The organism is Streptomyces sp. NPDC002701, assembly GCF_042889045.1.
In the GTDB taxonomy this organism is placed as follows: Bacteria; Actinomycetota; Actinomycetes; order Streptomycetales; family Streptomycetaceae; genus Streptomyces.
The window spans coordinates 404,660-431,186 of the sequence record NZ_JBIAQL010000006.1 but is presented as its reverse complement, the minus strand read 5'-3'; the positions used below and the strand labels follow the sequence as shown (position 1 = coordinate 431,186).

29 protein-coding genes are annotated in these 26,527 nt (G+C 68.5%); 14 read left to right on the top strand and 15 right to left on the bottom strand.

Features of this window, described 5'->3' with window-relative positions:
- Nucleotides 1–163: 163 nt before the first annotated feature.
- On the bottom strand, nt 164–1,882 hold the full coding sequence (locus tag ACFYXC_RS20515) for a discoidin domain-containing protein (protein ID WP_388923463.1): 1,719 nt from the start codon (nt 1,880–1,882) through the stop codon (nt 164–166).
- 329 nt (nt 1,883–2,211) lie between these two features.
- Between ACFYXC_RS20515 and ACFYXC_RS20510 the strand changes: the two genes are divergently transcribed.
- Nucleotides 2,212–3,204 carry a LacI family DNA-binding transcriptional regulator gene (locus ACFYXC_RS20510; protein WP_389553466.1) on the top strand — a complete coding sequence of 331 codons (993 nt, stop codon included), beginning with the start codon at nt 2,212–2,214 and terminating at the stop codon, nt 3,202–3,204.
- A 165-nt stretch (nt 3,205–3,369) separates the two neighbouring features.
- Here ACFYXC_RS20510 and ACFYXC_RS20505 read toward each other — a convergent pair whose 3' ends face one another.
- Nucleotides 3,370–4,221, bottom strand: a complete 852-nt coding sequence (locus ACFYXC_RS20505) for a helix-turn-helix transcriptional regulator (protein ID WP_389553464.1) — start codon at nt 4,219–4,221, stop codon at nt 3,370–3,372.
- Between the two features lie 85 nt (nt 4,222–4,306).
- On the opposite strand from ACFYXC_RS20505, the gene ACFYXC_RS20500 reads away from it, so the two are divergent.
- The 5 genes from ACFYXC_RS20500 to ACFYXC_RS20480 all read left to right on the top strand — a co-directional run bounded on the left by ACFYXC_RS20500 (nt 4,307) and on the right by ACFYXC_RS20480 (nt 7,822).
- Nucleotides 4,307–5,098, top strand: coding sequence for an SDR family NAD(P)-dependent oxidoreductase (locus ACFYXC_RS20500; protein WP_389553462.1), 792 nt, complete (start codon nt 4,307–4,309; stop codon nt 5,096–5,098).
- Between the two features lie 138 nt (nt 5,099–5,236).
- Nucleotides 5,237–5,389: a hypothetical protein gene (locus tag ACFYXC_RS20495; protein WP_389553460.1), complete on the top strand. Its 153-nt coding sequence runs from the start codon at nt 5,237–5,239 to the stop codon at nt 5,387–5,389.
- Nucleotides 5,390–5,484: 95 nt separating this feature from the next.
- Nucleotides 5,485–5,769, top strand: a complete 285-nt coding sequence (locus ACFYXC_RS20490; protein ID WP_389553458.1) for a hypothetical protein — start codon at nt 5,485–5,487, stop codon at nt 5,767–5,769.
- Nucleotides 5,770–5,783: 14 nt separating this feature from the next.
- On the top strand, nt 5,784–6,665 hold the full coding sequence (locus tag ACFYXC_RS20485; protein ID WP_389553456.1) for an STM4015 family protein: 882 nt from the start codon (nt 5,784–5,786) through the stop codon (nt 6,663–6,665).
- Nucleotides 6,666–7,132: 467 nt separating this feature from the next.
- Nucleotides 7,133–7,822 carry a hypothetical protein gene (locus tag ACFYXC_RS20480; RefSeq protein ID WP_389553454.1) on the top strand — a complete coding sequence of 230 codons (690 nt, stop codon included), beginning with the start codon at nt 7,133–7,135 and terminating at the stop codon, nt 7,820–7,822.
- Nucleotides 7,823–7,907: 85 nt separating this feature from the next.
- Here ACFYXC_RS20480 and ACFYXC_RS20475 read toward each other — a convergent pair whose 3' ends face one another.
- Together ACFYXC_RS20475 and ACFYXC_RS20470 are read right to left on the bottom strand one after the other, a co-directional pair.
- Nucleotides 7,908–8,267: a DoxX family protein gene (locus tag ACFYXC_RS20475; RefSeq protein WP_389553452.1), complete on the bottom strand. Its 360-nt coding sequence runs from the start codon at nt 8,265–8,267 to the stop codon at nt 7,908–7,910.
- A gap of 166 nt (nt 8,268–8,433) precedes the next feature.
- Complete coding sequence (locus ACFYXC_RS20470; protein ID WP_389553451.1) at nt 8,434–8,928, bottom strand: cupin domain-containing protein; 495 nt, start codon at nt 8,926–8,928, stop codon at nt 8,434–8,436.
- An 81-nt stretch (nt 8,929–9,009) separates the two neighbouring features.
- Here ACFYXC_RS20470 and ACFYXC_RS20465 point away from each other — a divergent pair, with 81 nt between their 5' ends.
- Nucleotides 9,010–9,861 (top strand): LysR family transcriptional regulator, encoded by an 852-nt coding sequence (locus tag ACFYXC_RS20465; protein WP_389553449.1) that lies wholly within the window; start codon nt 9,010–9,012, stop codon nt 9,859–9,861.
- 141 nt (nt 9,862–10,002) lie between these two features.
- Here ACFYXC_RS20465 and ACFYXC_RS20460 read toward each other — a convergent pair whose 3' ends face one another.
- Entirely contained in the window at nt 10,003–10,509 is a 507-nt protein-coding gene (locus ACFYXC_RS20460; protein ID WP_389553447.1) for a MarR family winged helix-turn-helix transcriptional regulator, read from the bottom strand.
- 135 nt (nt 10,510–10,644) lie between these two features.
- Here ACFYXC_RS20460 and ACFYXC_RS20455 point away from each other — a divergent pair, with 135 nt between their 5' ends.
- The 4 genes from ACFYXC_RS20455 to ACFYXC_RS20440 all read left to right on the top strand — a co-directional run bounded on the left by ACFYXC_RS20455 (nt 10,645) and on the right by ACFYXC_RS20440 (nt 13,749).
- Entirely contained in the window at nt 10,645–11,397 is a 753-nt protein-coding gene (locus ACFYXC_RS20455; RefSeq protein WP_389553445.1) for an SDR family NAD(P)-dependent oxidoreductase, read from the top strand.
- 11 nt (nt 11,398–11,408) lie between these two features.
- Nucleotides 11,409–12,317, top strand: a complete 909-nt coding sequence (locus tag ACFYXC_RS20450) for an NAD-dependent epimerase/dehydratase family protein (protein ID WP_389553444.1) — start codon at nt 11,409–11,411, stop codon at nt 12,315–12,317.
- Between the two features lie 137 nt (nt 12,318–12,454).
- A complete protein-coding gene (locus ACFYXC_RS20445) occupies nt 12,455–13,312 on the top strand; it encodes an alpha/beta fold hydrolase (protein WP_389553443.1) in 858 nt (285 codons plus the stop codon).
- Nucleotides 13,313–13,389: 77 nt separating this feature from the next.
- Entirely contained in the window at nt 13,390–13,749 is a 360-nt protein-coding gene (locus tag ACFYXC_RS20440; protein ID WP_389553441.1) for a DoxX family protein, read from the top strand.
- Between the two features lie 59 nt (nt 13,750–13,808).
- Here the strand turns inward: ACFYXC_RS20440 and ACFYXC_RS20435 are convergent, their stop codons facing one another.
- Nucleotides 13,809–14,390 carry a GH32 C-terminal domain-containing protein gene (locus ACFYXC_RS20435; protein ID WP_389553505.1) on the bottom strand — a complete coding sequence of 194 codons (582 nt, stop codon included), beginning with the start codon at nt 14,388–14,390 and terminating at the stop codon, nt 13,809–13,811.
- Nucleotides 14,391–15,032: 642 nt separating this feature from the next.
- The gene (locus ACFYXC_RS20430) at nt 15,033–15,572 is read right to left on the bottom strand and encodes a hypothetical protein (RefSeq protein WP_389553439.1); all 540 of its coding nucleotides are present in this window, start codon (nt 15,570–15,572) and stop codon (nt 15,033–15,035) included.
- Between the two features lie 494 nt (nt 15,573–16,066).
- Between ACFYXC_RS20430 and ACFYXC_RS20425 the strand changes: the two genes are divergently transcribed.
- The gene (locus ACFYXC_RS20425) at nt 16,067–16,927 is read left to right on the top strand and encodes a MerR family transcriptional regulator (RefSeq protein ID WP_389553437.1); all 861 of its coding nucleotides are present in this window, start codon (nt 16,067–16,069) and stop codon (nt 16,925–16,927) included.
- A gap of 95 nt (nt 16,928–17,022) precedes the next feature.
- Here ACFYXC_RS20425 and ACFYXC_RS20420 read toward each other — a convergent pair whose 3' ends face one another.
- The gene (locus ACFYXC_RS20420) at nt 17,023–17,559 is read right to left on the bottom strand and encodes a helix-turn-helix domain-containing protein (RefSeq protein WP_389553503.1); all 537 of its coding nucleotides are present in this window, start codon (nt 17,557–17,559) and stop codon (nt 17,023–17,025) included.
- Between the two features lie 84 nt (nt 17,560–17,643).
- Between ACFYXC_RS20420 and ACFYXC_RS20415 the strand changes: the two genes are divergently transcribed.
- Nucleotides 17,644–18,501, top strand: coding sequence for a class I SAM-dependent methyltransferase (locus tag ACFYXC_RS20415; RefSeq protein WP_389553435.1), 858 nt, complete (start codon nt 17,644–17,646; stop codon nt 18,499–18,501).
- A 273-nt stretch (nt 18,502–18,774) separates the two neighbouring features.
- Entirely contained in the window at nt 18,775–19,035 is a 261-nt protein-coding gene (locus ACFYXC_RS20410; protein WP_389553434.1) for a hypothetical protein, read from the top strand.
- 487 nt (nt 19,036–19,522) lie between these two features.
- On the opposite strand, the gene ACFYXC_RS20405 is transcribed toward ACFYXC_RS20410, so the two are convergent.
- From ACFYXC_RS20405 to ACFYXC_RS20375, 7 genes are all read right to left on the bottom strand, one after another.
- Nucleotides 19,523–20,284: an enoyl-CoA hydratase/isomerase family protein gene (locus ACFYXC_RS20405; protein WP_389553432.1), complete on the bottom strand. Its 762-nt coding sequence runs from the start codon at nt 20,282–20,284 to the stop codon at nt 19,523–19,525.
- Nucleotides 20,281–21,537 (bottom strand): cytochrome P450, encoded by a 1,257-nt coding sequence (locus tag ACFYXC_RS20400; protein ID WP_389553430.1) that lies wholly within the window; start codon nt 21,535–21,537, stop codon nt 20,281–20,283. Before ACFYXC_RS20400 ends, ACFYXC_RS20405 begins: the two co-directional genes overlap by 4 nt.
- 93 nt (nt 21,538–21,630) lie before the next feature.
- Nucleotides 21,631–23,016, bottom strand: a complete 1,386-nt coding sequence (locus ACFYXC_RS20395; RefSeq protein WP_388926213.1) for a cytochrome P450 — start codon at nt 23,014–23,016, stop codon at nt 21,631–21,633.
- Nucleotides 23,017–23,026: 10 nt separating this feature from the next.
- Nucleotides 23,027–23,587, bottom strand: coding sequence for an ATP/GTP-binding protein (locus tag ACFYXC_RS20390; RefSeq protein WP_388926210.1), 561 nt, complete (start codon nt 23,585–23,587; stop codon nt 23,027–23,029).
- A 3-nt stretch (nt 23,588–23,590) separates the two neighbouring features.
- Nucleotides 23,591–23,977 carry a DUF742 domain-containing protein gene (locus ACFYXC_RS20385; RefSeq protein WP_388926207.1) on the bottom strand — a complete coding sequence of 129 codons (387 nt, stop codon included), beginning with the start codon at nt 23,975–23,977 and terminating at the stop codon, nt 23,591–23,593.
- Entirely contained in the window at nt 23,970–24,794 is an 825-nt protein-coding gene (locus ACFYXC_RS20380; protein ID WP_388926228.1) for a roadblock/LC7 domain-containing protein, read from the bottom strand. Before ACFYXC_RS20380 ends, ACFYXC_RS20385 begins: the two co-directional genes overlap by 8 nt.
- 14 nt (nt 24,795–24,808) lie before the next feature.
- On the bottom strand, nt 24,809–25,849 hold the full coding sequence (locus tag ACFYXC_RS20375; RefSeq protein WP_389553501.1) for an ATP-binding protein: 1,041 nt from the start codon (nt 25,847–25,849) through the stop codon (nt 24,809–24,811).
- Nucleotides 25,850–26,527 lie beyond the last annotated feature (678 nt).

Here is a 26,527-nt window from a genome sequence, read left to right as displayed (position 1 = left end):
GGGGCTCTCCCCCCAGTGGGTGCCGCGGGGGGGGCCCCCCCGCCCCGGCCCCCCCCCCCCCCCTGGGGGGGGGGGGGGGGGGGGGGGGGGGGGGGGGGGGTGCTTCCTGCCGGAGGGCCGCTCCGCCCGAGGGGACGGGGCGGAGCGGCCCGGTAACCGACGGCTACTGATAGACCCGTACGAAGTCGACGAGCATCTTGGACGGGAAGGGTGTGCTCGCGTCCGTCGGACCCGGCCAGTCACCTCCGACCGCGAGGTTGAGGATCATGTAGTGCGGGTGGTCGAAGATCCACGGCCCGCGTGTCTGCTCCACCTGGTCCTTGTCGAGGGAGAAGACGGTCCGGCCGTCCAGGCTGTAGGTGATGCCCTTGCTGTTCCAGTCGGCGGCCCAGGTGTGGAAGTCGTCGGAGAAGTCGGCGTTCCCGGGCAGGGTGTACGGCGAGCCGATTCCGCCTCCGCCGTTGTAGGCCGGCGCGTGGACGGTCGAGTATGCGGTCTTCACGTCCTTGCCGAGGACCTCCACGATGTCGATCTCACCGTTGTACGGCCACGGCCTGCCCGTCAGGAAGTCGGCGCCCATCATCCAGAACGCGGGCCACAGACCGTTGCCCTTGGGCACCTTGATGCGTGCTTCGACGCGCCCGTAGGTGAACTGGAACGTCGCGCCGGTGTTCATCCGTGCCGAGGTGTACTGGCAGGTGGTGCTGCCGCTCAACGGGTCACGCGGGCACGACGATCCGGCGGTGGCCTCCTTGCGGGCCTCCATCACCAGGTGTCCCGACCCGTCCAGCGAGGCGTTGCGGTGGTCGGTGTAGTACTCCAGCTCGTTGTTCGGCCCGGTGCCCGGGTCGGCCCGCCACTTCGAGGCGTCGGGCTTGGTGCCCGCGGCGCCGTCGAACTCGTCCCTCCACACCAGCTGTGGCGGGTTCGCGGGATCGCTCGGCAGGGGCGGGGGCGTGATGGGGGCCCCACCGGTGCCGTACACCTGGAACTCCCACAGCGAATAGCCGTAGGGGGTGGCACGTTCCGTGCCGTACATACGCACATGGCGGCCGGAGCCGGAGACGGCGAGTGTCTGCTTGAAGCCCGTGCCGGACGTCGTCGAGTAGATCGGCGTCCAGTCGGTGCCGTTCGGTGAGACCTGGATCTGGAAGGACTTGGCGTAGGCGGGATCCCATTGCAGGACGACCTTGTCGATCTGTGCCGTCGCGCCGAGGTCGATGGAGATCCAGCCGGGGTCGGTCCATCCGGTGGTGGAGCTGGTGGCCCAGCGGGAGGCCGGATCCCGGTCGAACGCCCTGGCCGGTGTGCACTCCCAGCAGTTCCCGTCGCTCTGGGACGAGGACGCCGCGCCCGGCCTGCCGTAGGAGAGCAGCCTGCCGGGGTCGCCGCCGGAACCGCCGGCGGTGCCGTACACCTGGAACTCCCACAGCGAGTAGCCGTAGGCGGTGGCACGTTGTGTTCCATACATGCGCACATACCGGCCGGTGCCGGAAACGGTCAGGGTCTGGGTGCCGCCCGTGCCCGCGGCCGTCTGGTGGACGGTGGTCCACTGCTGCGCGTCGCTCGACACCTCGATCCTGAACGCCGTGCCGTACGCGGCTTCCCAGTTGAGGACGACCCGGCTGATCGCGGCACTTGCCCCGAGGTCGATCTGGATCCACTGCGGATCGGCGAAGGCGCTGGACCACCGGGTCCCGGGGTCTCCGTCAACGGCGCTCCGCGCGGTGAAGTTCCCCTCGGTGCTTGAGGCGGTGGCGGTCTTTCCCTGCGAGAGCAGGACCTCCGCAGCCTGTGCGGAAGGTGCGGGGAGAGCGATGAAAGTGAGTAGTGAGGCCGCAAGTGTCAGAAATAAGGCGAAGCGGCGCAGCAGCGCTTGCATGGGCGACTCCTCAGGTGGGGGGCGAGGTGAGGGAGCGCTCCCTGAAGGGGAGAATGGAGGGACGCGTGAAAGCTGTCAAGAGCTGTTTCACCTTGAATAAACAGCGGTGTAACGCACTTGACCCTCTCAGGGAGCGATCCCTGACGATGCCCGTGGTGGGCTGCCGGCCCGAAGATGGCACGGGGGACGAAAGGCTCATAGACATGCTCATGACGCCTCAACCTGCGGATACGCTGCCCACAACGTCATGACGCTGAGCCGGAGGTCGCCCTGATGAGAAAACCCGCCCCGCGCACGAACCCGGGCGGCGGCACGGGGGACGGACAGGTATGAAACGCCCCACTCTGGAAGTGGTCGCCGCCCGGGCGGGCGTGTCCAAATCGAGCGTCTCCCGCGTCATCAACGGCGAGACTACGGTCGCCCCGGAGATCCGGGACGTCGTCATGCGCGCGGTGCACGAACTGGGTTACGTGCCCAACGGGGCGGCCCGCAACCTCGTCACCCGGCGCACCGACACCCTCGCCGTGGTGGTCTCCGACCCGCCGCAGGGAGTCGTCTCCGACGACCCCCTCTTCTCCGCCGTGGTCCGCGCCGTCAGCAGAGAGCTGGAGAAGGCGGGCAAACGGCTCGTGCTCATGCTCGCGGAATCGGACCAGAGCCGGACCCGGGTGGTGCAGTACATCGCCGGCGGACACGTGGACGGTGTGCTCCTGGTCGCCCTGCACGGTGCGGATTCACTGCCGGCCGCGCTCGCCCGGCAGGGTCTGCCCGTCGTGTCCTTCAACCGCACCTCCGCGCAGGACGTCCCGTACGTGGCGCTGGACAACGTCGGCGGAGCGGCACTGGCCGTACACCACCTCCTGGAGCGCGGCCGGCGCCGGATCGCCACCATCACCGGACCGCTCGAACTCTACGAGGCGCGTGAGCGCCTCGACGGCTACCGGCAGACGCTGCGGGACACCGGCCGTCGCTCGATCGTGGCACTGGGCGACTTCACCAGAGTCTCCGGCGCCGAAGCCATGCGCCAGCTCCTGGAGGACGATCCCGGCCTCGACGCGGTGTTCGCGTCCAACGACCTGATGGCGATCGGAGCGCTGCGCACCCTGCAGAAGGCGGGCCGACGCGTTCCGGAGGACGTGGCGGTGATCGGCTTCGACGACATCGAAGCCGCGTCCTACACCAGCCCCGCGCTCACCTCGGTACGCAGCCCGATGGCGGACCAGGCGACCGCGGCCGTCCACCTGCTCCTCAACCTGATAGACGGCGGCCCCACAGACCCGGTGATCATGCCGAACGAACTCGTGGTACGCGATTCGACTTGATCGCGCGACCCGTCTCCCGTCAGCACGGCTACGAGAGCAACTGATCCGGGGTGGCGGGCGGCTCGGGGTCCTTGGCTGGGACTGCGGTGGCGGTGGGTCGTCACCGGTTCTGTGCGTTCTCGACGGCCGCGTCGGGGAGAGCGCTCGGCGTGGCCGGCTGCGGCGCTACCGCGTATAGGTGTCGGCGTCGGCTCCAAGGACATGCAGAAGAGCGAGGGCCTCGGCGTCGGGGGAATCCGGCGGTGCGCTGTAGAGCACGAGGTGCTGGTCACGGTCCTTGAGCAGGAGCGTGTCGCAGTCGACGGTGATCTCCCCGACGACCGGGTGGCGGAAGGTCTTCGTGAGCATCGGCGCGGCCTGCACGTCGTGCCGCTCCCAGAGCCGGGCGAAGTCGGGGCTGACCTCCCGGAGTTCGTCGACCAGGCCGGTGACCTCGGAATCCGTCGGGTAGCGGGCGAGGGCGGCACGGAGTTCCATGACGACCTGGTGACGGAACTCGGCGGCGTCGGAGATCCCGTACGGCATCGTGTCGGGTCCCGTTGGCCGGAGGAACGCCCGGCGCGCGAGGTTGCGTTCGGCCGGGGCGAGCTCGGTGAAGTCCTCCATGAGCGCGGCCGCCAGATCGTTCCACGCGAGCACCTCGAACGTGGCCGAGATCACGATGGCGGCTGTCTGCGGCAGCCTTTCGAGGAGCGCCAGGATGCTCGGGCGGACGTCGCGCCGGTGCAGCCGGTCACGGGTCGGCGCGGTACCCGCGAGGACGTGGAGGTGGTCGGACTCGGCGTCGGTGAGCCGCAGCGCGCCCGCGATCCCGGCGAGAACCTCGCTCGACGGCCGCGGCGCCCTGCCCTGCTCCAGCCTGATGTAGTACTCCGTGGAGATGTGGGCGAGGACTGCGGCCTCCTCGCGGCGCAGACCCGGTGTCCGGCGCCGCGAGCCCGCCGGAAGGCCGACGTCCTGCGGCCGGAGCCGCTCGCGACGGCTACGGAGAAATGCCCCTAGTTCCTGCTTGTCCATACCTGAAGTCTGCACGCCGCACGGTCACGGATCCCGGTACAGCCTGTGCCTGTACCGGCCTCGGGGTCCGCCTGACACTGATGCCATGACCGAAAACACCGACACCACCGACAACGCACCCATCGGACTGCTCATCGGCAAGGTCGTCCTCATCACCGGCGCCAGCCGCGGCATCGGGGCGGCATCGGCCCGGCTCTTCGCCAAGGAGGGCGCCTCCGTCGTACTGGCCGCCCGCAGCACGGACGCCCTCGACAGCATCGTGCAGGAGATCCGCGCCGACGGCGGCGTCGCGGACGCCGTCACCCTGGATCTCGCCGACCGGGTGAGCATCCGCGCCGCGGTCGACCGTGTCGAAGAGCTGCACGGACGGCTCGACGGCGCCTTCAACAACGGCGCGGCGATTCAGCAGCCCGGCCCGCTCGACGCCACGAGCGAGGAGGACATCGACCAGCAGTTCGCGGTGAACTTCCGCTCGCACTGGACCGCCATGACCGCCGAGGCCGCGCTCATGCGACGCGGTGGTGGCGGGGCGATCGTCAACACCTCCAGCATCGGCAGCCGCCGCGCGAACCCCGCCCTGCCCGCGTACGGTGCCATGAAGCGCGCGCTCAACAGCATCACCGAGACCGCGGCCGTGACCTGGGGTCCTCAGGGGATCCGGGTGAACGGCATCACCCCCGGCGGCACCGCCACCGAGATGATCGACGCGTGGGAGACGGCGACTCCGGGGGTCGTCGAGCAGATCACGGCATCGATCCCGCTCGGACGGATGGCCGAACCCCGCGAGGTCGCCGAAGCGGCCGCATGGCTCCTCAGCGACCGCGCCTCGATGGTGACCGGCGCGATCGTGCCGGTCGACGGCGGTGCCGGCGCCTGAGAGTGAGCCCGCGGGGTGCTGTGGCTGGGTGCTGTGGCTCGGCGGGGTCCTCCGGCTGGATTCCGCCCGGATTCCGGCCCCGCCCGGCCCTGGAGCGGGAGAACTGCCTGGCGGGCGACGACCGGACCGCGGGTACGGGTGACGGCCAAGACCTCCACCCTGCCCGTCCGGCAGCACTTCGGACCGGTCCGCGCCCTCGCCACGGGGCGGACGATCGGCGCCGGGCAGCGGCCCAGGCTCGGCCGTCGCAGCACACTCGTGCTGCGCCGCGGTGCCCACAAGGGCCGCTGAGACGCCGGTGGAGCGGGTGCGGCACGGGTGCCCGCACCCACCTCCACCGCGCACACGCGGGTCCCCCGTACATCGCCGTTCACCGCCTGCCCAGGGTGATCACGGCGAGGCCCGAGGCGGCTGTCGTCGGGGAGGACCTCGACGTCAGGAAACTGCTGGAAGCAGATGGCGATGCCTTCTTCCTGGATGTCGGTGGCTTCCCGGGGGTGTCCGGAGGAGTGGCCGCCTGTTCGGAGCCGTTGTCACTCGGTGCTGATACAACAGGGCGCAACTTCGACGGTGACACCCTCAAGGAACCGATGTGCAGCTTCGTGCCGATGTGCCTCAACACCCGCGGCGGGCAGACCACTTGGACGAATTCCACGGTCTTCCCGTCCTGACCTTCCCGCAAGCCTTGGACGAAGGCCCTCTGCCCGGCGCCGCCTCGGTGGCGTGGCGTCTGCGAACCGGCCTGATGGAGGGCGACGAAGACTCCGACGTGTACCTGGAGCGCTTCTGCGAGGCCGTGCCGATGGAGGAAGTCCGAGCACTGGTCATCGGCAGCCGATGGTACGGGAGCGACGGATGGCCCGAGGGCGCGGTCGGCGCTGTCGTTGACATGAGCTCACAGCTGACCAACCTCGAAGCGCTGTTCCTGGGAGACGTCGACCACGAGGAGAGCGAGATGTCCTGGCTGATTCAGTGCGATGTGGGTCCCGTCCTGGAGGCGTACCCCCGGCTGCGTGAGCTCGGGGTGCGGGGCGCCGAGGAACTGGAGTTCACCTCGACCCGCCACGAGAATCTGCGCTTCCTGCGGATGGAGTCCGGCGGACTGCCCGGCACGGTGACGCGCAGCGTGGCCGCCTGCGACCTGCCGGCCCTGGAGTATCTGGAGCTGTGGCTGGGGGACGACGAGTACGGCTGCGACACGACCATGGAGGACCTCGCACCGCTGTTCAGCGGGGAACGTCTGCCCTCACTGCGGCACTTGGGCCTGCAGAACAGTCTCTTCCAGGACGAGATCGCCGCAGCCATGGCGCATGCCCCGGTGCCGGCGCGTCTGGAGTCCCTGCGCCTGTCGATGGGCACGCTCGGCGACGAGGGCGCCCAAGCCCTGCTGGACGGACAGTCCCTCACCCACCTGCGGTTCCTCGATCTGCACCATCACTACCTCAGCGACGCCATGATGCTGCGGGAGTGGGACGCCTTCGAACCGCTCGGTGTTCGAGTCGACCTGTCCGGCCAGCAGAAGGACGAAGGGGACGACGAGAACCGCTATGTCCCCGTCGCCGAGTGACCGCCGTCGCCGACGCGACCGCCCCGCCCGTGTCCCGACCTGCTTCGAAAGGCCGTTGTGCCGAACTTCCCGGTCCCTGTCGACCGTGACGACCGCATCCTCGTCAGCCGCGACCTGAACGCCGATGCTCCCTGGCTGGACCCCGCCGACGCCGTTTCGCTGAGCCACATCCTGCGCGCTGCGGCCGAACACGGCGGCGACCCCGCCTCGATCAGTACCAGACTCGCCGAACTCGGCCACCGGGTGCCGACGGCTGAACAGCTGGCCGCCGTCACGGAAGACGACCTCAAGCTGCTCAGCCAGCACTTCGACGGCTGCGCTCCCTTCATCGGACCGCAGCACGTCTCCTGCTCAGAGGCCACGTTTTCAAGGCTGCCAGACGGCTCAAGCGCTCCCCCGCCGACATCGCGGCCCGCTACGCCGAACTCGGCCTCCAGGTGCCCCGCCCGGAACACCTCCCGGAGAGCGTGGAGCAGGAGGACCTGTCGCTGGCCAGCCAGAGCTTCTCCGGTGGCTGGCCCTGGCAGGACGAGGACGATCCCCGGCTGAGGAGCAGTATCCTCTGGGCGGCACATGTTCTGCAGCGGACTCCCGCCGACATCGCTGCCCGGTACGCCGCACTGGGTTACCGCGTGCCCGACCCCGCGAGCCTTCCGGAACAGGCGGAGGTCGGCGACCTCGGCCGCACCCCCGCCGAGATCAACGACCGCCGCGGAGAACTCGGCCACCGCTCCCCCGCCCTGCCCGAAGTGGACCGCTTCGACGACGAGGACATCATCCTGCTGAGCCAGGACGTCGGCCTTCGTGGGCCCTGGCTCGACCCCGACACGGTCGTACCGGTGAAACACGTACTGCGCGCCGCCCGGGCGGCCGGCCGCAGTCCCCAGGCGGTCGCGGAACGGCTCACCCGGCTGGGCCACCCCGTGCACGTGTCCCCGGCAGTCTCCGTGGACGACAACGACCTGCTGGAGACGCTTCCCCCCTTCGGCGGCGCCGTGCCGGTCGAGCACATCCTGGACATGGTGAACAGGACAGGCATGAGCCCCGCCCAGGTGGTCGCACGCCTGTCCGTGCTGAACTGCCCGGTCCCCGACCTCGACTACCCGACCAGCCGCCCCGCTGCCACACCCGAACGGCAGAACCCGCATCCACAGTGACGGCGAGCAAGAGTGCCGACCCGACGGCTCCGCCGCCCGATCGGTGTGGCCATCGGTGTGGCGAAGCGACGAGAACTGTGGTCGATCACCGTCCGATGGCCAGCCAGATGGTCACGGCCGCGGCGGCGATGAGTCCGACGTTCAGTGTGATCCGGCGGTCTTCGCCGGTCAGGTGGACGGCGACCGCACCGATCTGCAGGAGCAGGAAGCCGATGGCCGCGGCCGGCGCCAGCGAGGGAGCGATGCCCGTCAGCGGCGGCAGGATCAGTCCGATCGCGCCGAGTATCTCGACCGCCCCCAGCGCCCTTACGACGGACATGGGTACGCGGTCGACCCAGGCCATCATCGGTCGGAGTTGATCGCCGCTGCGGATCATTTTCACCGCGCCCGCGTAGAAGTAGAAGAGGGCGAGAAGTCCCGCGACGATCCAATAGGCGATGTTCATGGTTCCCGTTCATGGGCCACCGGTGCGCGGGCCCGTCGATTGCGTCGATTGCCAGGAGAGGTCTGGAGAAGACCAGGTCCTTCGTCTGAGGGGCCTGGTCGGCTGAAGGTGGGAGCGCCACGGCCCTGCCGACCGAACGGAGGGTGGCCGTGCCGTTCAGTCGGCTTCAGCGGAGGTCGGTGGCGGGCTCGGTCGCGTAGCGGCTCATCGCCTCGATGTTGGCCTGTGGTGTCAGCGGCCGGCCGCCGGCGAGTACGTCCTGAAGGTCGCGGAAGTACTGCACGTACAGGTCCGGGGTAAATGTGCTGAGCATGACCGCGGGCTGGTCGCTCATGTTGGCGAAGGTGTGCGGGGTTCCTGGCGGAACCATCACGAGCGTGCCCGCGGTGGCGTCGTAGTCCTCGGCCCCGACGGTGAACCGTACGGTGCCGGAGATGATGTAGAAGCCCTCGTCGTGCCGGCCGTGGCGATGTTGCGGTGGCCCTTGGGTGTGCGGGGCGAGGACGGACTCGGCGATCGCGAGGCGGTGCCCGGTGTGGCTGCCATCTTCCAGGACGCGCATGCGCGTGGTGCCCAGCACGATCATCTCGCCTTCGGCGGGACCCACCACGGATACGGCGGGGTCGTCCTGCGGTTCGCTGGTCTCGACTTCTTCGGTCATGCTCACCAGTGCACAGCCGGGGCCCTGCCGGTGTCCAAGACCCATCCTGCGGTGCCGATACCTCGCCGGTATCGTTGCAGCGTGGAGCTACGGACCTTGCGTTACTTCGTGGCGGTCGCCGAGGAACTCCACTTCGGCCGGGCCGCCGCACGGCTGCACATGAGTCAGCCGCCGCTGAGCCGGGCGATCAGGCAGTTGGAGGCCGGTGTCGGGGCCCTGCTGTTCACCCGCTCGTCCGTCGGCGTCACGCTCACTCCGGTGGGTTCGGTGCTGCTCGACGAGGCGCGGGCCCTGCTCGATCATGCTGACAGCGTCCGTGTACGCGTGAGCGCGGCGGCCGGCGTCGCGACCATCACCGTCGGCATCCTGGGTGACGGGGCCGACCCGGGAATGACCAGGCTGGCGGCCGCCTACCGTCGACGCCATCCCGGCATCGACATCCGCATCCGCGACACCGATCTGACCGACCCGACGTGCGGGCTGCGCGCCGGACTGGTCGACGCCGCCTTGACTCGGGCTCCGTTCGACGAGACCGCCCTGACGGTGCGTGCGCTACGGGCCGATCCGGTCGGCGCGGTCCTGCGCGCCGATGATCCGCTGGCCCGCCGAGACCGGTTGCGCCTGGCCGATCTGAGCGACCGTCGATGGTTTCAGTTCCCTGCGGGAACCGACCCCGTCTGGCAGTCGTACTGGAACGGCGGCCGGCTGCGCACGGGCCCGACGGTGCGCGCCGTCCAGGAATGCCTGCAGGCCGTGCTGTGGAGCGGCACGGTCGGCTTGGCCCCACTCGGACACGATCTGCCCGCGGAGTTGGCCGTGGTACCGCTGATCGACCTGGAGCCGAGCCGAGTGGTGGCGGCGTGGAACGAAGGTGACAGCAACCCGTTGATCCGATCCTTCGTCGAGCTCGCGATAGCCGCGTACCGCCACTGAGCCCCGGCAACCGGCGCTGCCGCAACTCCTGAACAATTCGAACGCCGCCCCCGGCGAGCGACCCGCGGGCGTCGCGGGACCACGTCGACGCCCGCGGGGCATCGGGCGGCTTGCAGAGCCCGAACTCATGGGGCCGCGGCGCTAGCACTCCGCTTCGTCGGGCGCGATGACTTCTCGCTGCGCGGTCTGCGCGACGCGCGCCAGCAGTGTCCGCAGTTGCTCGGTGTCCTTGCGGTCGAGGTCGGCGAGGAGGCGCGCTTCGGCGGAGCCGAGGCTTTGCCGTACTTCCGCGAGACGAGCGCGCCCGGTGTCGGTGATGAGGACCTGGCGAGCGCGCCGGTCGCGCGGGTCGGGCTTGCGGGTCACCAGCTGGTGGGCTTCGAGGTCGTCGAGAAGGTAGGTCATCACGGTGCGGTCGAGACTCACCTCTTTGGCCAGGGCGAGCTGTGACGGCGGCTCGCTCCCGCCGGCCAGTGCCACCAGGACCAGGTAGCCGCGGGCTCCGCCGGGCAGGTCCGCGACGGAGTCGGTGGCGACGCGGCGGAACGCGGTGGAGACCATGCGGATCGCCCAGCCGAGATCGGTGTCCAGCGCCAGGGATTCCACCTCGGCACGCGGCTTCTTGTTCTCGGACGTGGATGCGCTCACCTGCACATCGTACTACATGCGCTCAACGACAGATGTTCTTGTGAGCAGAACATCTGTGATGCATAGTGAATGACGGAAGGGCGCCGGGCTCGATACCTGCCGTGCGCCGAGAGCACCGCAAAAGGGAAGATCACCATGAGCGCCAGCAGCACTGTGCGGGGCCGTACCGCACTCGTCACCGGAGCAACGTCAGGCATCGGCAAGGCCATCGCGCGGAACCTTGCCGCCCAGGGCGCGCACGTCGTCCTGCACGGCCGCGATCAGGCCCGTGGCGAGGCCCTGGTCAAGGAGATCGAGAGCGAGGGCGGCAGTGCCCGTTTCATCGCCGCCGACCTCACTGACGCCGACGACACACTGCGCCTGGCCGCCGAGGCCGGGGCGGTGGACATCCTGGTCAACAGCGCGGGCCTGTACGAGTTCGCCCCGACGGCTGCGAGCGACGCCGCGAGCTTCGACCGACACATCGCGGTCAATACGCGCGCTCCGTTCCTGCTGGTCGGTGCGCTGGTACCGGGCATGGTCGAGCGCGGCCAGGGCTCGATCGTGATCGTCGGTTCCAGCGCGGCCCGCACGCCCGCCCCCATCGGTGCCGCCTATGGCGCTTCCAAGGCCGGCGCGGAAATCCTCACCCGCTACTGGGCGACCGAGTTCGGCCCGTCCGGCGTGCGCGTCAACACCGTCTCGCCCGGTCTCGTGCACACCGAGGGCACCAAGGCCATGTTCGGCGAGCACACCGCGATGCTGGACAAGACCAACGCTCGGGGCCGCGCCGGAGAACCCAGCGAGATCGCCGACATCGTCTCGTTCCTGGTCAGTGAGGCCAGCTCCTACGTCAACGGCGCCGTTCTGTTCGCCGACGGCGGCGAGCTCAGCACCCTGCCCTCCTGACGGGCCTCGCCGTGAACATCTTCATCATCGGCGCCACCGGCTTCGTCGGCGGCGCCCTGGCCCGGTATCTGTCCGCCGAAGGCCACGCTGTCACGGGTCTGGCCCGCACCGAGAGCGCTGCCGCGACCCTCGAGTCCCGGAGCATCACCCCTGTGGCGGGCGACCTGGCCGAACACCGTGCCGCCGTCATCGAGGCGGCCCGGACCGCCGACGCGGTCATCTATGCCGCCCAGGCCGGATCGGAGCAGGAGACCGCAACCGTTCAGGACCTCACCCGCGCCCTGGCCGGCACGGACAAGACTCTGATCTTTCTGTCCGGCAGCGGAGTGCTCGTACAGCGCACCGCGGGCGCCTGGAGTCCGGATGTGTTCGCCGAGGACGACCCGTTCACGCCCGAGCCCCTGGCCGACTACCGCAAGGCCGCCGAGGACGCCGTCCTGGCCGCTGCCCAGGACGGGCTGCGCGCGATGGTCATCCGGCCCGGGCTGATCTGGGGGCCCGGCGATCACGGTCACGTGTCGATGGTCTACCGGTCGGTGGCCGCGACAGGAGCAGCCTGCTACGTCGGGGAAGGATTGAACACCTACAGTCACGTCCACATCGACGATGTGACCCGGCTGTTCTCTCTCGCCCTGGAAAGGGGCCGGCCCGGTGGGCTGTACCACGCCGTGGCCGGAGAGACCCCCAACCGCTGGATCGCCGAACGCGTCGCCGCCGACCTCGGGGTCAAGACATGCGGCCTCACCCCCGACGAGGCCACCGGCGTGTGGGGCGAATTCGGCGCCCTCATCATGGCCGTCTCCGGCCGTATCCGCGCCGTCCGCGCGCAGCGGGACCTGGGCTGGCAGCCCCGGCACACCGACATGCTGACCATGATCGGCGAGGAACGCCTGCGCCGGTTGGCCACCCCTGCCGGGTGACCTCGTCTTCGCCACCAGCACGCGTCACGTGCCGTGGCATGGCGGGCGTGGCGAAGCCTTCCATCCTTCAGCGCCTCGATACGGCCACCCCCTCAGTACACCTGTTGACCACTTGTCTTCCATGAAAGGCCCCTGCCATGAGCACTGCTGACTGGCTTCCCGATGACTTCTCCGTGCAGCAGGTCGACACCAACAACACCCGCCTGTCGGTCGCGGTCGGCGGCAGCGGTCCAACCCTGGTCCTGCTCCACGGCTGGCCCCAGACCTCACGCGCCTGGGCCCGCGTCATGCCGGACTTCGCCCGGAACCACACCGTCATCGTGCCCGACCTGCGCGGCACGGGCGACAGTGACCGGCCCGAGGGCGGCTACGCCAAAACCAATCAGGCCGACGACATACGCGGCATCCTCACCGCCCTGAGCCTCACCGGCCCCGTGGCCGTGGCCGGTCACGACATCGGCGCCATGGTCGCTTTCGCCTGGGCCACTGCCCACCCCGAGGACGTCTCGCACCTGATTCTGGTCGACTCCCTCCTTCCCGGCTTCGGCCTGGAGGAGGCGATGAACGTCGCCGAGGGCGGCATGTGGCACTTCGGCTTCCTCATGACCCCGCACATTCCGGAAATGCTCTTCGACGGCCACGAGCTGGAGTTCTTCACCGCGACGTTCACCGCCATGTCCAACCCGGGCACCTTCAGTGACCACGAACTCGCCGCCTACGCCCGGGCCTACACCGGGCGCGAGCGGCTGCGCGGCGGCTTCGAGCACTACCGCACCCTCCTGGACGACGGACGCGAGAACCGCGCGCTGCTCGCCCAGCGGAAACTGCCCATGCCCGTCCTTGCCGTCGCCTCCGCCCGCTCCGGCACTGCCACCGACCAGGCGTTGGCCCTCATCGCCGACAACGTTCAGAGCGCGGTCGCCCCGACCGGGCATTTCGTCGCCGAGGAAGACCCCGGCTGGTTCACCAAGGCGGCGACCGCGTTCCTCCAATGACGCCAGCCGCCTCCCCGGTTGTCCGGTCGACTCCCCTATCAAGCTCCTTCTTTGGTTGGAAGATCATGAATATCGTCATGTGGGTCATTGCGGCACTTCTCGCCGCGGCATTCCTCTTTTCCGGACTGTTCAAGCTGGCTCTGTCCCACGAGAAGTACGTCGCCGCCCAGGACTGGGCCGAGGACGCACCGCGCTGGGCTCCCCGCGCGATCGGCGCGCTGGAGGTGCTGGGCGCGATCGGCGTGGTCCTGCCCGCCATGGTCGACATCGCGCCGATTCTGGTCCCGATCGCCGCAACCGGCCTGGCCCTGGTGATGATCGGCGCCGTGGCGATGCACCTGCGACGGGGAGAGATCCCGGCGCTGGCACCCAGCGGAGTACTGCTGATCCTGGCCGCGATCGTGGCGTGGGGCCGCTTCGGGCCATACGCGTTCTGATCCGGAGCAGTAGCGGGTGTCTGAGAAGTCCCGTTCACGATACGTAAGTCGTGTCATGGTCATCCCGGCCCCACCAGCACTGGGACTACCAACTCGCGTGCGCTGAACGGAACTTCGCAGACACTCTCAAGCAGAGTCACGCGTCCCCTATCCAGTATCCAGCCTGCCAGCAGCGATTCCCGAGGGGCGCCGCCCAGGGACGAGTCGCATGCTTCGGCGGCGAAAGCGCTGCGCCCGGTGCCTGACGTGCGGGCCTGCAGCCGCCATGGTCCGTCGGCGAGCGGATAGAACCTCGAGGTCAGGACCTGGCCGTCGGCCAGATAGACCTCGGTTATCGAGCGGTCCACGATCACGCGCAGTTCGACGGGGGTGCCGGGGCGCGCCGCGGCCGGACACGGGACGGCGTACGAGCCTCCGCGTGCTCGAGGCTCCAGTGATGCGTGGCCGCGGTCGACGATGAGGCGCCCTGCCTCGGGGTCGAGGGTGATGTCGAGGTACTCGGAGCCGTCCGCGGAGGTGACCAGGCGCAGTCCGCTCGTCCCCGTGGTGTCGGGGATCAGAGCAGCGGTGAGGTCGAAAGTAGGGCTGACCTCACCGAGGTCGGCCGGGTCGGACCGTGTGGCGTACCCGGTGCGGTGCAGTGCACGCGGGCTGGACTACGGCGACCACTTCACCGGTCCCAGCGGAACCGTCGACTACAAGGGGCGCTCCCTCGTATTCAGCATCGCCCAGGACCGGCGCACCGAACGCGCCCACTACGACGCTGGCTGGGCCCACAACGTCGGCCTCCCCATCGAACTGTCCATGCGACCCGACGGAGACCTCGGCTTCCGCCCCGTGGCTGAAGTCTCCCGCCTCCACACCGGCGACCCCCTCCTGAACATCACATCCCCGACCTCCGTCGACGACGACGCCAAAACGCGCCTGGCCGGCATCAAGGGCGGCATGCTCCACATGAAGCTGACCCTCGGGATTCAGCTGGGATCTCCTTGTACTGACCTGCATTGGTGCTCTGGTGGGGGCTCTTGCCATCTTTGTGTTCGCCAGATACCTGGTGAAGGAATAGGTCGGGACGATCTGTTCTGCGGCATCGCATCCGCCGTGGTTGCGCGACTCTGGAGGGGACGAGGGCTATCACCAACCTGCTTGGTAGCGCCCATGGCAGCAACCAGCTTGCCAGCGTCGAGTGGCTGGGACCCGTGGTCGTAACGGATCAGGAGTACCTCACTGATGCGGCCGCGCGCCTCGACAGCCACTTGCAGCGGGCCCACAGCACCTCAAACCTATGGGTTGGTCGGTGGAGCGACGACCAGCTCGGTGTCCGGGTCGTGGTCGATGTGCGGAGGACCTGCGACGATCAGGGTGGCTCGGACCCACGGCTGTTCTCGCAACATGAACGGCAGTTCCTCCAGCAGCCAGTTCGCCACGTGCTCCCGCTGCTCGGGGGAGTCACCGTCGCGGACGTCTGACAAGCGCTCTTGCTCATCGAGGTCACCCTGCATCCACACCGAAGCGTCCAACCAGGGGGCAAGCTCTGTGCGGATGGTGCCCGTGCCCTCCACCCAGATGAAGTCGGCACCAGCGGGGACGACGATCGAACCGGGCCGGTCGTGGGTGATCCAAGCATCAGGACGGAAGTCCACCGCCTCACCGCGGTGCAGGGGCTGCAGGATGTTCTCGACGAGCACGGCACCCCAGTCGAAATAGGCATGATTCCAGGCGATGTCGTCCGTGTGCACGACGGCGGAGTTGGGCACCGCCTTGCGTAGCCGCTGGGCCAGAGTCGTCTTGCCGGCGCCGCCCCGGCCGTCGATGGCGATCACCCGCGGACGTCCGGTGACGCCGAGTGATGCATCACGCAGCTGCCGGACGGCATCAGGCACGGTCACCACCCGCCAGCCAACGGCCTCCGTTTCGCCTGGATGTAGACGCATCGACGACCTCCTTGCAAAGGTGAAGACACGGGTCCGGGCCGCCTGAACGGTCCGCAGGACCCCCGACCTTATCGACGTCATGGGTGAGACGCCACGTCGGTGCCGGGCAGCGATACTCGTCATCTCGCGGGTCCACGTGTCGGCCGCGCATTGGTGGCCAGTGCCATGTAATGACGCACCCTGATGGCCCTCGTTGATTCAGTTCCCCACCCCGCAGATGTTCCTCAGGTCTGCTCATCCAGGACATCGTCTCCACCTGCGCAGCGGTCCGTACGACCTTGATGGTGCGGGAGTACGGGCGCGCCCACGGCAGAGGGGTTGCATGTGCCGTAGCGGCATGTGGTCCAGTGGGCGGCGAGCACGACATCGAGAGGTTGCCTCGCATGCCCCTTCCTGCGATTCCCCGCCGGGTCAAGATCGGCGACGCTGCCGCGTTCGCCGGGATCACACCCCGTGCCATCCGCCACTACCACGCCATCGGGCTCCTCGCCGAGCCGGAACGGGGCAGCGATGACCGCCGCCGCTACGGATACGACGACATGATCCGCCTGCTGTGGATCCGCAGGATGGCCGATGTGGGTATCTCCCTGGAGGACATCCACGCAGCCTTCAAGGGCCCCACCGGCATCGAGCAGTCCCTGGCCCGCCTGGAGGAGTCCCTCGCTTCCCAGGCGGCCGCCATCGAGGCCCAGCGGGCTGCCGTGGCCCGTCTCCGCGAGGTGGGCAGCCCTCTGGGACTGCTCTCACCGCTGCTCACTGGTCGCCTGCGCGACCTACCTCCCGGAGCCCTGCGCTCCGCCGACCTCGATACCCTCCTGGTCACAGAGCGCATCTTCGGCCCTCTGGGCGCCGCTATGCAGGCCAACCGGTTCATCGTCCTGGCCACCCACCCCGAGCTGCGGGCCGAGGAGGACCGCCTGGCCGAGGCCGAGGCGGCCCTGGACGACACCATGTCCCCCGACGACCCCCGCATCGAAGACCTGGCCGCCCAGCGATGTGATCACGAGACCGCCTTGGCGGCCGCCATCGAAAGATCCGGCCTGGAAGAGGCCCTCAACGTCCTACTGGACCAGGAGGACGAGCACGCCGGCGAAGAAGGAGACGGGGCGGGGATGAGCGCGATGGAGGCCGTCGGCAAGATGCCGTACGACTTCTCCCCGGCCCGCGTCCGCTATGAGGAACGTGTCATCGAACTGCTTCACTCGGCCGACCAGGACGGCGACACGGACCCACGAACCTGCTGACTGGCGTCGGCGCCCGGAGCGAGCCCGACAAGAGGAGCCCGGAGTGGTGCAGCACGAGCGTAACCCCGGCTCTCTGGGCGGCCATTGAGGTCGGCTCAGGTGTTGAGGTGGCTGCGTTCGCCGTTGTGGTCGAGGATGACCAGGACCTCGGCGGGACCGCGGTCGCTGCGGAGGGCGTGCGGGGTCATGGTGGAGAACGAGGCAGCCTGTCCGGCCTCGACGCGGATGACGCGTTCGCCGAGATACAGGACGACGATGCCGGACAGCACGGTGAACCAGTCCCTGCCGGGATGAACCCCCAAGTCGTCAGGTGTGACGCTGCCCGCTTGGTCGGTGATGCGCATCTTGGCGACGGTCAGCCCTTGCGGGCTGTCGCCTCGGGTGAGGAGCCAAGTGGTCAGCCCGCGGGCCTCATTGCGTTCGGGCCGGATGACGACGTCGGAGTCATCCGGGGACTCGACGAGTTCGTCGAGAGACTTGCCCAGCGCCTCGGAGATGGCGATGAGTTGATCGAGGCTGATACGCCGGTGCCCGGTCTCGATGCGGCTGAGCTGGGACGGACTGATTCCCGCACGCTCGGCCAGGTTGTCCAGTGACCAGCCGCGCGTCTTGCGCAGCGACCTGATCCGCATCCTGACGGCGGTGTCCAACGTCGATTCTTGCTCCACCGGCAAGAGCCTATGACAGGGTCACAATGATCGTTCTACCGTCGGCCTATGAACATGCACCGCGACACTCACGACCATATCGGGCACGATCGGGCGACGGGCTCCGACCTCGCGATGGCACAACTGCTGGAACTGGACGCCGAGGTCCTCGCTTCCTATCTCGCGGAGCTGACCGACCTGCTCGCACAACTCACCGGTCCCGCCCCGGACCGGATCCTGGATCTGGGCAGCGGTCCCGGCACCGGCAGCCTCGCCCTCGCCCGCCAGTTCCCCGCCGCGCATGTGACAGCGGTGGACATCTCCCCCCAGATGCTGCACCGCCTGCACAAACAGGCCGCCGCGCACGGCGTCGCCGACCGGATCAGCACCCTGGAGGCGAACCTCGACGAGCCCTGGACCCAGATCGGTGAAGGCGGGCCGTACGACCTGATCTGGGCCGCCGCGTTCCTGCACCATGTGGCCGACCCCGCCCGCACGTTCACCCGGGCTTTCGAGCACCTGCGCCCGGGCGGGCTCATCGCTGTCACGGAGATGCCCTTCTTTCCCTTGTTCCTGCCCGAGGACATCGGTATCGGCCGGCCCGGCCTCGAGGCCCGCCTGCACGCCGCCACGAACACCCAGCCGCCCCACGAGTGGACCGGTGAGCTGACGGATGCCGGATTCACTCTCGAGGAGCGGCGCCCCTTCGAGATCCGTCTCGACCGCGCACAGGCAGGAGCGTCCCTGAACGCGTACGCCCGGACATGTCTGGCCAAGCTGCGTTCGCACGCCGCCGGCGCCCTGGCCGCGGACGACCTGGCCGCCTTGGATGCCCTGCTCGACGAAGCGCGGCCGTACAGCATCGCGCGCCGTGGCGACCTGAGTGTGCGGACCACCCGCACCACGTGGGTCGCCCGCCGCTCCTGATCCCCAGGGTCATCACCGACGTAGAACGCCTGGTCACGTAATTGTCCGGGGTGCCTGATCGTCCGGAGAGAGGCGCTCTCCCTTGCCTGACCATCGCCGCGTGGTCATGGTCTCTCTGCAGAGCGAATAAGTCGCCCGGACCGGTGACGCGAAACAAGCTGATGATTCATCGGGTGGGTGTTCGGTGGGAACCGCACACCTCAGAGTTCGCAGAGGTCGGCTGGGGCGGAATCCAATCCAAGGACCGCACGATCGGTACAGTCAGCCAGTGGTGTGCTGTACGAGCTGCGCTACCACGACGGCACCGGCTGTGCCTGGGGCCGGATTTCGAATGGCCGCACATACGATTCGATCTGGCTGGACCGCGCCCTGAACATACATGAGGCGGGTGCCGGTAGGTGGGAGCCCCAACTCGGCTTCAGCATGCTGGGAACTGACACAGGTCTGTACACCGCAGCCTTCGACGACAACAGCCGCGTGATGCGCGCCTGTGGCGAGGCCAGCGGGCAGATCGTATGCACCGACTGGTGGTAGACAGCCGCATTGCATGGCCTACAGCAATCTGACGCATCGCATACCCTCGCCGATTTAGCTGCCACGTGCCACGGTGCCAGTTTGCGGTCGGCAACAGAGGAAGGGAGAAGAAATGAAGAGGGCTACATGGGCCCGTCGGATGGCGACCGTAGTCGCCGTCGGCATGCTGCCACTGGCAGGTGCAGGAATAGCAGCGGCTGTACCCGCGCCTGCGACGCAGGCGGTAGAAAGGAGCTCCGTTCAGGTTCCTTCGACCGTGCCTGCGGAATGGAATTTCTACGACGGCTACCCGAACATCAACGAGTGTATTGACAACGGTAATTGGTTCTACAAGTGGTTCGGCTATCCCTACGACTGCCGCCCGGACGTAGCAGGACATTGGATCTTGTACCTTTGGTACTGACCCACGAGGCGGAACCGTTGCGGCAACCGCCGGCGGGTCTGTCAGACGTCTTCGTGTGACAGACCCGTCCCCACCTCGCCGGGGCTATCTCAGGGCGTTGCTCAAGAGGTGGGAGTCGAGCAGGGAGACGCCGCCGGCTCCGTGGGCTGGGGTGTAACTGGCCAGTATGCGTTTGGTCAGGACGAGGTTCTCGGGCGATCGCCGGGCGAGTGGCCTGGTCCATGCGTCGACGGCGCGGGCCAGTTGGCCAGGGGGAACCACTTTGTGGAGCAGGCCGATGTGGTGGGCGGTGGGGGCGTCGAAGATCTCGCAGGTGAGCGCCAGTTCACGGATCCGTGCGACGCCGGCTTCGGATATCAGTCGGCCTATGGCCCCGCCCCAGGCGGGTGGGAGGCCGAGTCCGACCTCCGGCATGCGGAACTGGCAGGTGTCCGCGCCTGCCCGCAGATCACAGAACGCGGCGAGTGCGAGTCCGGCTCCGATGACTCTGCCGTGGAGCTGGGCGATCGTGACGGCATGGGTGTTCTCGAGCGCCTGGCACAGACGGTGGGCTTTGTCCGCGGCACGGCGCAGGGCGCTTCCCGTCGAGTCCGCGGCGAGGGCGTCGAGGTATTCGCTGCGGTCTGCTCCCGTGCAGAAATCCTGCCCCATGGAGGACAGGACCATGATGCGCACGTCGGGTCGTTCGTGCAGGCCGTCCAGCAGGGTGATGAGCTCGTCGAGAGTGGCGGTGTCGAGGACGTCGTCCTTCTGGGCCGGGTTGAGACGGACCCGGAGGACGGGGCCGTCCTGTTCGACGTCGACAGCGGTGCGGAGGGGGGTGGGGGGTGCGGGTATGTGGTTCATGCGAGGGCGACATCCAGTCTCAGCAACCGCCGGAAGGCCACGCGGGGTGCTCTCGGCGGGCGGCGGGTCAGGGCGAGGCGGGGTAGGCGTCCGACGAGCTGGCGCAGGAGCGTCTGGGCTTCTAGCCGCGCCAGGGGGGCGCCGAGGCAGTAGTGGATGCCTCCGCTGAAAGCGAGGTGGTGGCTGGTCGGGCGGTGGGGGTCGAACTGTTCGGGGTCGGAGTGCGCGACCGGGTCGCGGTGGGCGGCTCCGACCATGAGGTGGACCATGTCGTCCGCACGGACCTCCATTCCGTTCAGGGAGCCGTCTTTCGCGGCGACTCGGCTGATCACGTGAATGGGCGGGTCGTAGCGCAGCGTCTCTTCCACGAAGGCGGGTATCAGGTCGGGACGGGTGCTGAGGAGGTCCCAGCGCGTCGGCTCTTCGAGGAGCATGAGCGCCGTGGTCGACAGGAGCGTGGACGTGGTCTCGAGGGCTGCCAGGAGGACGAAGAGGACCAGGAAGTAGACCGCTTCATCGGCTTTGTCCCGGTCGGGTTCCCTGGCGTCCCAGGTCTGTATCCAGCGTGACACCGGATCGTCGCCCAGATGGCTGCGTCGGTCGCGGATCAGATCCATGAAGTAGGACCGCAGTTCGGCCATGGCGACGTCGGAGCGCGCCAGTTGGCTCGACGAAGGCAGCAGTTCCTGGGTGTAGACCTGTTCATGGGTGAGTTCACGCAGCTGCGGCCAGTCGGCGGACGGCAGGGAGAGCCAGGCCCCGATGGTGGCGACGGGAAGTTCCTCACTCACCAGGGCCGCGAAGTCCGCCTCGTCCTCGCCGTCGCGCAGGCGGTCGGCCACGGTGTCGAGGAGACCGTCGGTCAGCTCGCGCACCGTCTCACCCATGCGCTGGATGGTGGTGCGGTCGAAGCCGCCTGCCGCCCGGCGCACGCTGGTGTGCTCCGGTGGGTTGAGGGCGGGCATCGTGTTGCTTATCTCGCGTGCGGACGGAGCGTTCCAACGGGTGCTGTGGCCTTGTCGGTCCCGCCAGCTCTTGTCCGGTTCCAGCCAGTCGCCGCTGCGCAGTATGCGGTCGCAGGTGTCGAAACTGGTGACGAGGAGGCCGCCCCAGGGGGCGGGGCTGACCCCGCCCCTCGACCGTAGTTCCGTGTAGAGAGGAAAGGGATCAGCCTGTCCCTGCGCCGTCCTCAGACGGGAGAAGAGGGAGACGGTGGCCCTGCGGTCGGAGGACGGAGTCGTGAGGCTCCCCACGATGGCGGCTCCTTTCTGAGCAACAGCCGCCATACGTACCCGTGAGATGGTTGAAGCATCCTGTAACACTGTGATCTCGTAGGGTTACTTACGTCACTCGCCTCTCGTCCACGCCAGGAAGCGACTGAATAGTCCCGATTTCGACTTCGGCGCGGTGTGCGAGGTTCCCGACTGGTACGCGGGGGTGCCGCTGTGCTGCGCGGAAGAGGCGGCCCCGGGGCGAAGATCCTGCGGGTCCGCGGACGGGCCGCTGGCCGCCTGGAATGCGTTGCGGGCGGTGAACCGGATCGGGACGCTCATCAGAGAGCGGCTCCAGGGCGCCGGCACCCAGGCGAGATCCTGGAAGCGCACGCGCATCTCGACGTCGGGCAGCCGGTTGAGCAGTGCCTCGACGGCGGTGACCGCGATCATGAAGGCCGGGTCCTTGGCGGGGCACGCGTGCGGTCCTGCGCCGAAGGCCAGGTGCGCCTTGCCGCTGAGCTGTTCGCGGTGCTCGGTCAGCTTCGGGTCGGTGTTGGCCGCCGCGAAGGAGATGACCACCGGGTCGTTGGCCCGCAGGATGCGCCCGCCCAGTTCGACGTCGTGCGTCGGGTAGTGGGCCGCGTAGTTGGCGATCGGCGCGTAGTTCCACAGCGTCTGGACGACCGCGTCCTCGACCGGCAGACCGGCCTGCCAGTCCTCGCTGAGGTACAGGGCGCTGCTGGTGCCGATAGCGGCGGCCAGGGGTGCGGTGCCGCCGGAGAGCAGGGTCACGAGCTGGTGCAGCACCTCTTCGTCGGTGAGTCCGGCGGAGTGCTGCATGAGCCGGGTCGTCACGTCGTCGCCGGGGTGGCGGTGCTTGAGGGCGATCAGTTCGCCGAGCGCGCCGCCCAGCACGTGGTCGGCGCCCGGCGTTCCCTCGAAGATGCCGCTGATGCCGGCGATGACGCGGTCGCCGATCTCGGGCGGGCAGCCGAACAGGTTGCTGAAGACGAGCAGCGGCAGCGGCTGGGCGTAGTCGGCCATCAGGTCCGCCTGGCCGCGGATGTCCGTCGCGAACTGGTTGATCAGGTAGTCGGCGGACTGCTGGGTCTGGCGGACGAGTTGCAGCTCGTCGATGCTGGCCAGGCTGTCCGTGACCGCTTGGCGCAGTCGTGCGTGGGCGGCTCCGTCGCTGAAGAGCGCGTTGGGGCGGTAGCCCATCATGGGCAGGGCCGGGCTGTCGGCCGGAACCCGGTTCTCGTTGAGGGCGTTCCAGCGCCGTGAGTCGCGGACGAAGGAGGCGGGGTTCTGCAGGATGTGCAGGGCCGCGTCGTAACTGGTGATCAGCTCGACCTGGACGTCGGGGGCGATGTCGACGGGAGCGCTGGGGCCCAGCGAGCGCAGGTGGGCGTAGTGCTGCTCGGGGTCGGAGCCGAACTCGGGGCCGAACAGCTGCACGTTGCCGTGCGCGGGGCACCCCGGCGGCGGTGTCCCATGGGAGTTGATCTGTTGTTGCATGCCGTGGCTCCTAGCCGAGTATGGACATGAGGTGCTGCACGAGGGTGATGAGGGACTGCGCCGAGGACTTCTGGTCGCGTACGTCGCAGTGCACGATGGGCGTGTCCGCGGCGAGGTTCAGGGCCTCGCGAACTTCGTCGAGCGGGTACTCGGTGGTGCCCTCGAAGTGGTTGACGCCGATGGCGTACGTCAGGCCGAAACGCTCGACCAGGTCCAGGACGGCGAAGCTCTCGTGCAGCCGTGTGGGATCGACCAGGACGAGGGCGCCCAGCGCACCACGCGACAGGGACTCCCACATCTCCTTGAAGCGTTCCTGTCCGGGCGTCCCGAAGAGGTACAGGACCAGGGTGTCGCTGAGGGTGAGGCGGCCGAAGTCCATGGCCACGGTGGTGGTTGTCTTGTTCGGGGTTCCGGAGAGATCGTCGAAACCTTCGCTGGCCTCGGTGATCTCCTCCTCGGTCTGCAGGGGATCGATTTCGGAGATGCTGCCGATCAACGTGGTCTTCCCGACCCCGAAGTGACCCACGATGAGGATTTTGACCGAGTTGGATATGTCTGGATCCAGGTACACGGCTTACGCTCCGAATTTGGTTCTGAGGCCGTCCAGCACGGCGCTGAGCAGTTCGCGTTCGGCTCGCTCCACGCGCGGAATGGGCTTTCGCACGAGGATGAGGTCGTCCTCCTCCAACTGCGCCAGCAGGATCCGCACGATGCCCAGCGGCAGGTGCGTGTGGCCCGAGACTTCCGCCACCGACAGGAAGCCGTCGGTGATCAGGTCCATGACCTTGCGGGCTTCCGGGGACAGGGCGCGTGCCGCAGCGGCTGAGGTGGCGTCGCGTGCGGTCACCAGTGCGGTGTGCTCGTACTCGTGGTCCGCGGGGAGGTCACGTCCGTTCGTGATCACGAAGAGCGGTACTAAGGGGGAGGTCAGTTCCAGTTCTTCGTCCGGGCTGTCAGGCATGGTCGGCCCTCTCCTGCCGGTGCGCCTCGCCTGCCCAGAGGGTGGGTACGGCGTCGCACAGGCGGGTCGTGAACTCTTCGATGTCGCAGTCGTGCTCGGCCGCGGCGGCGAGGAAGCCGTCGTCGCCGGCCGCGATGAGGAAGAGCCAGCCGTGCTGGTACTCGATGAGCGTCTGCTGCCACTCGACGTCCTCGGCGCCGCCTGCGAACTGCGCTGCTGCGCGGCTGTAGGCGTGGATGCCGGTCATGGCCGCGGACATGGTGTCCGCGAGGTCCTTGCCGATGCCCGAAGTCGCGCCGCGCGGCAGGCCGTCGGAACCGAGCAGCAGCGCGTGCCGGGCGCCGCGCACCTCGGCGACGACATCGTCGAGTTCCTTGAGGACGAAGCCCGAGCTCTCAGGTCCCGTACGCGAGGGCGGTGTCGCGGCGGTCCGGGAAGGGTCGTCGAGGCCGACGCGCGGCGGTGAGGTGAGATTGTCGCCCAGCCGGGCGACGAGCCGGTTCATACGGAACGAGAGTTGCTGGAGGTCGACATCCGGCTCCGCCGCAGCCGCCAGATACGCGCCCTGGCCCGCTCCGATCAGAAAGACCCAGCCGTGGGAGAACTCGATGACCGTCTGGTTCCACTGCCGTTCCGCAGCGGACCCGGCGAAGTGCGCGGTGGCCCGGCTCAACGACTGCATTCCCGACATGGCGGCGGCGATCGTCTTCACGTCTTTCTGCGTCAGGCCCTCCGTGGCCCCACGCGGCAGACCGTCCGCGGACAGCACGACGGCGTGCCGGGCCCGGGGAACGTTGTCCACGATGTCCCTGACCATCCACGACATGTCTGTCATGCGTCCTCGGTCCCTTCGGACGACGGAGCCTCGACGGCACGGCCGGACATGGTGCCGCGCTGGATGGCGGCCAGACCGCCACTGCCCCGGCCGGCCTTCTTGAACGGTCGCGCCCCGCTGCCGGGCGCGCCCCCGGCGTCGGTGACACTGGCCGTCGGGGTCTGGCGCTCTCCCCGCTTCGGCAGGCCGTGCACCGTGCGGGTGTCGTCCGCGTTCTCCTCCACGCTGGGGATACGGCGGATTCTTCTCACCGGGGCGTCCTGGGTGGGCGGTGGGGTCTCTTCCATGGTCCACAGCTCCTTGGGCAGCAGGACGACCGCTCGGACACCGCCGTACCGGGAGACCCCGGTGACGTCCACCTTGAACCCGTACTGGCGCGCGATCAGACCGACCACGGGCAGACCGAACTTCGGCTGGGCGCCGAGCTGCGACAGGCGCGGGACGGCGTCACCGGACAACAGCGCGGTCGCCTTCTGCCGGTCCTCGTCACTCATACCGACGCCGGCGTCGTCGATCACGATGCACAGGTTGTCCTGCACACGCTGGAACGTCACCTCGATGGGTGCGTCGTGCTGCGAGAAGCTGGCAGCGTTGTCAAGCAACTCGGCGACGGCCAGGGCAACGGGTGCGACAGCGGACGCCTTCAGCGCCATCCCGCTCTGCTGCATGATCTCGACACGGTTGAAGTTGCGGATCTGGCCCTGGGCGCTGCGCACCACGTCGTAGACGCTCGCCGGCTGGCTGCGGCGGCCGAGGGGCGCACCGCACATGACCGCGATGCCCTGCGCCTTGCGCGCCATCTGCGCGGTGGCGTGGTTGACGTCCAGCAGGTCCGAGAGGACGGCGTGTCCGCCGTACCTGCGCTGGATGCCGTCCAGGAGGGTCGTCTGCTCGGCCGCGAGACTCTGCAGGAAGCGCACGGCGCCCTTGAGGACCGCCTTGGTACTCTCCTCAGCCGTCCGTTCCGCCTCTCGCAGAGCGTCGTCCTGTTCGGCACGGAACTTCCGCAGGTCGTTGACAGCGGCCGACAGCCGCATATCGGCGTCAGCGAGCCTGCGCTGCGACTCGGTTTCGAACTGCCTCTTTCTGACCCCTAGGGCTCTGGTGCGGACGATGAGCGCGACGACTGCGGCAGTGGATATCACCGCTGTCACAGCGAGGCACCATATGAGCACGTCTCGATTCATCGATACCTTTCCCGGGACGCGACATGCAGACATCGCCGGAACGCGCCTTGGAAAGATCCGCAGCGCGCACCTGGGAACTGCATGAGCGCTACTACGAAGAGCAGGCTGACCTCGGATCACCACCAAGCTGAGTGGATCAAGGCCGCAGACGCCGCGATGCTATCACCGGAGAGGGTCCGACCAGGAAGATCAATAACACCTGATATGTCGTCAACGCCCGTCGTGCGAGGGGGTGTTACCAGCTGTTTCGGCCATCCGGCGGCTGATTGCGTGGCCGTGATCCGAGGGGTCCCACCAGTCTCCAGCGAATCTTCACAGCAGCGCGGGGAGCACTCACCCCGTGACAGGAAAGCCGTGAGCACACGAGCGGCCGGGCGGGCACATGAGCGCACGCACGACCGCGGCAGGTCGGGGCGCCTACAGACCCAATATGGTGCGCCGGAGCCTTCCTTGTGAAGCGCTGATGAACAACCGACAGTTCCCGTGTGTCGCCGGCAACGACACGATGGCGCACCTGCCTTGCGTCGC

Bases quoted from the DNA above. Each gene is read 5' to 3' on its own strand.
- ACFYXC_RS20440 (WP_389553441.1), top strand. From the start codon at position 13,390: ATGTGGGTCATTGCGGCACTTCTCGCCGCGGCATTCCTCTTTTCCGGA.
- ACFYXC_RS20425 (WP_389553437.1), top strand. From the start codon at position 16,067: ATGCCCCTTCCTGCGATTCCCCGCCGGGTCAAGATCGGCGACGCTGCC.
- ACFYXC_RS20500 (WP_389553462.1), top strand. From the start codon at position 4,307: ATGACCGAAAACACCGACACCACCGACAACGCACCCATCGGACTGCTC.
- ACFYXC_RS20420 (WP_389553503.1), bottom strand. From the start codon at position 17,559: ATGCGGATCAGGTCGCTGCGCAAGACGCGCGGCTGGTCACTGGACAAC.
- ACFYXC_RS20515 (WP_388923463.1), bottom strand. From the start codon at position 1,882: ATGCAAGCGCTGCTGCGCCGCTTCGCCTTATTTCTGACACTTGCGGCC.
- ACFYXC_RS20375 (WP_389553501.1), bottom strand. From the start codon at position 25,849: ATGCGGCTGTCGGCCGCTGTCAACGACCTGCGGAAGTTCCGTGCCGAA.
- ACFYXC_RS20445 (WP_389553443.1), top strand. From the start codon at position 12,455: ATGAGCACTGCTGACTGGCTTCCCGATGACTTCTCCGTGCAGCAGGTC.
- ACFYXC_RS20385 (WP_388926207.1), bottom strand. From the start codon at position 23,977: ATGCCTGACAGCCCGGACGAAGAACTGGAACTGACCTCCCCCTTAGTA.
- ACFYXC_RS20415 (WP_389553435.1), top strand. From the start codon at position 17,644: ATGAACATGCACCGCGACACTCACGACCATATCGGGCACGATCGGGCG.
- ACFYXC_RS20505 (WP_389553464.1), bottom strand. From the start codon at position 4,221: ATGGACAAGCAGGAACTAGGGGCATTTCTCCGTAGCCGTCGCGAGCGG.
- ACFYXC_RS20510 (WP_389553466.1), top strand. From the start codon at position 2,212: ATGAAACGCCCCACTCTGGAAGTGGTCGCCGCCCGGGCGGGCGTGTCC.
- ACFYXC_RS20405 (WP_389553432.1), bottom strand. From the start codon at position 20,284: ATGAACCACATACCCGCACCCCCCACCCCCCTCCGCACCGCTGTCGAC.
- ACFYXC_RS20380 (WP_388926228.1), bottom strand. From the start codon at position 24,794: ATGGTCAGGGACATCGTGGACAACGTTCCCCGGGCCCGGCACGCCGTC.
- ACFYXC_RS20470 (WP_389553451.1), bottom strand. From the start codon at position 8,928: ATGACCGAAGAAGTCGAGACCAGCGAACCGCAGGACGACCCCGCCGTA.
- ACFYXC_RS20395 (WP_388926213.1), bottom strand. From the start codon at position 23,016: ATGCAACAACAGATCAACTCCCATGGGACACCGCCGCCGGGGTGCCCC.
- ACFYXC_RS20455 (WP_389553445.1), top strand. From the start codon at position 10,645: ATGAGCGCCAGCAGCACTGTGCGGGGCCGTACCGCACTCGTCACCGGA.
- ACFYXC_RS20475 (WP_389553452.1), bottom strand. From the start codon at position 8,267: ATGAACATCGCCTATTGGATCGTCGCGGGACTTCTCGCCCTCTTCTAC.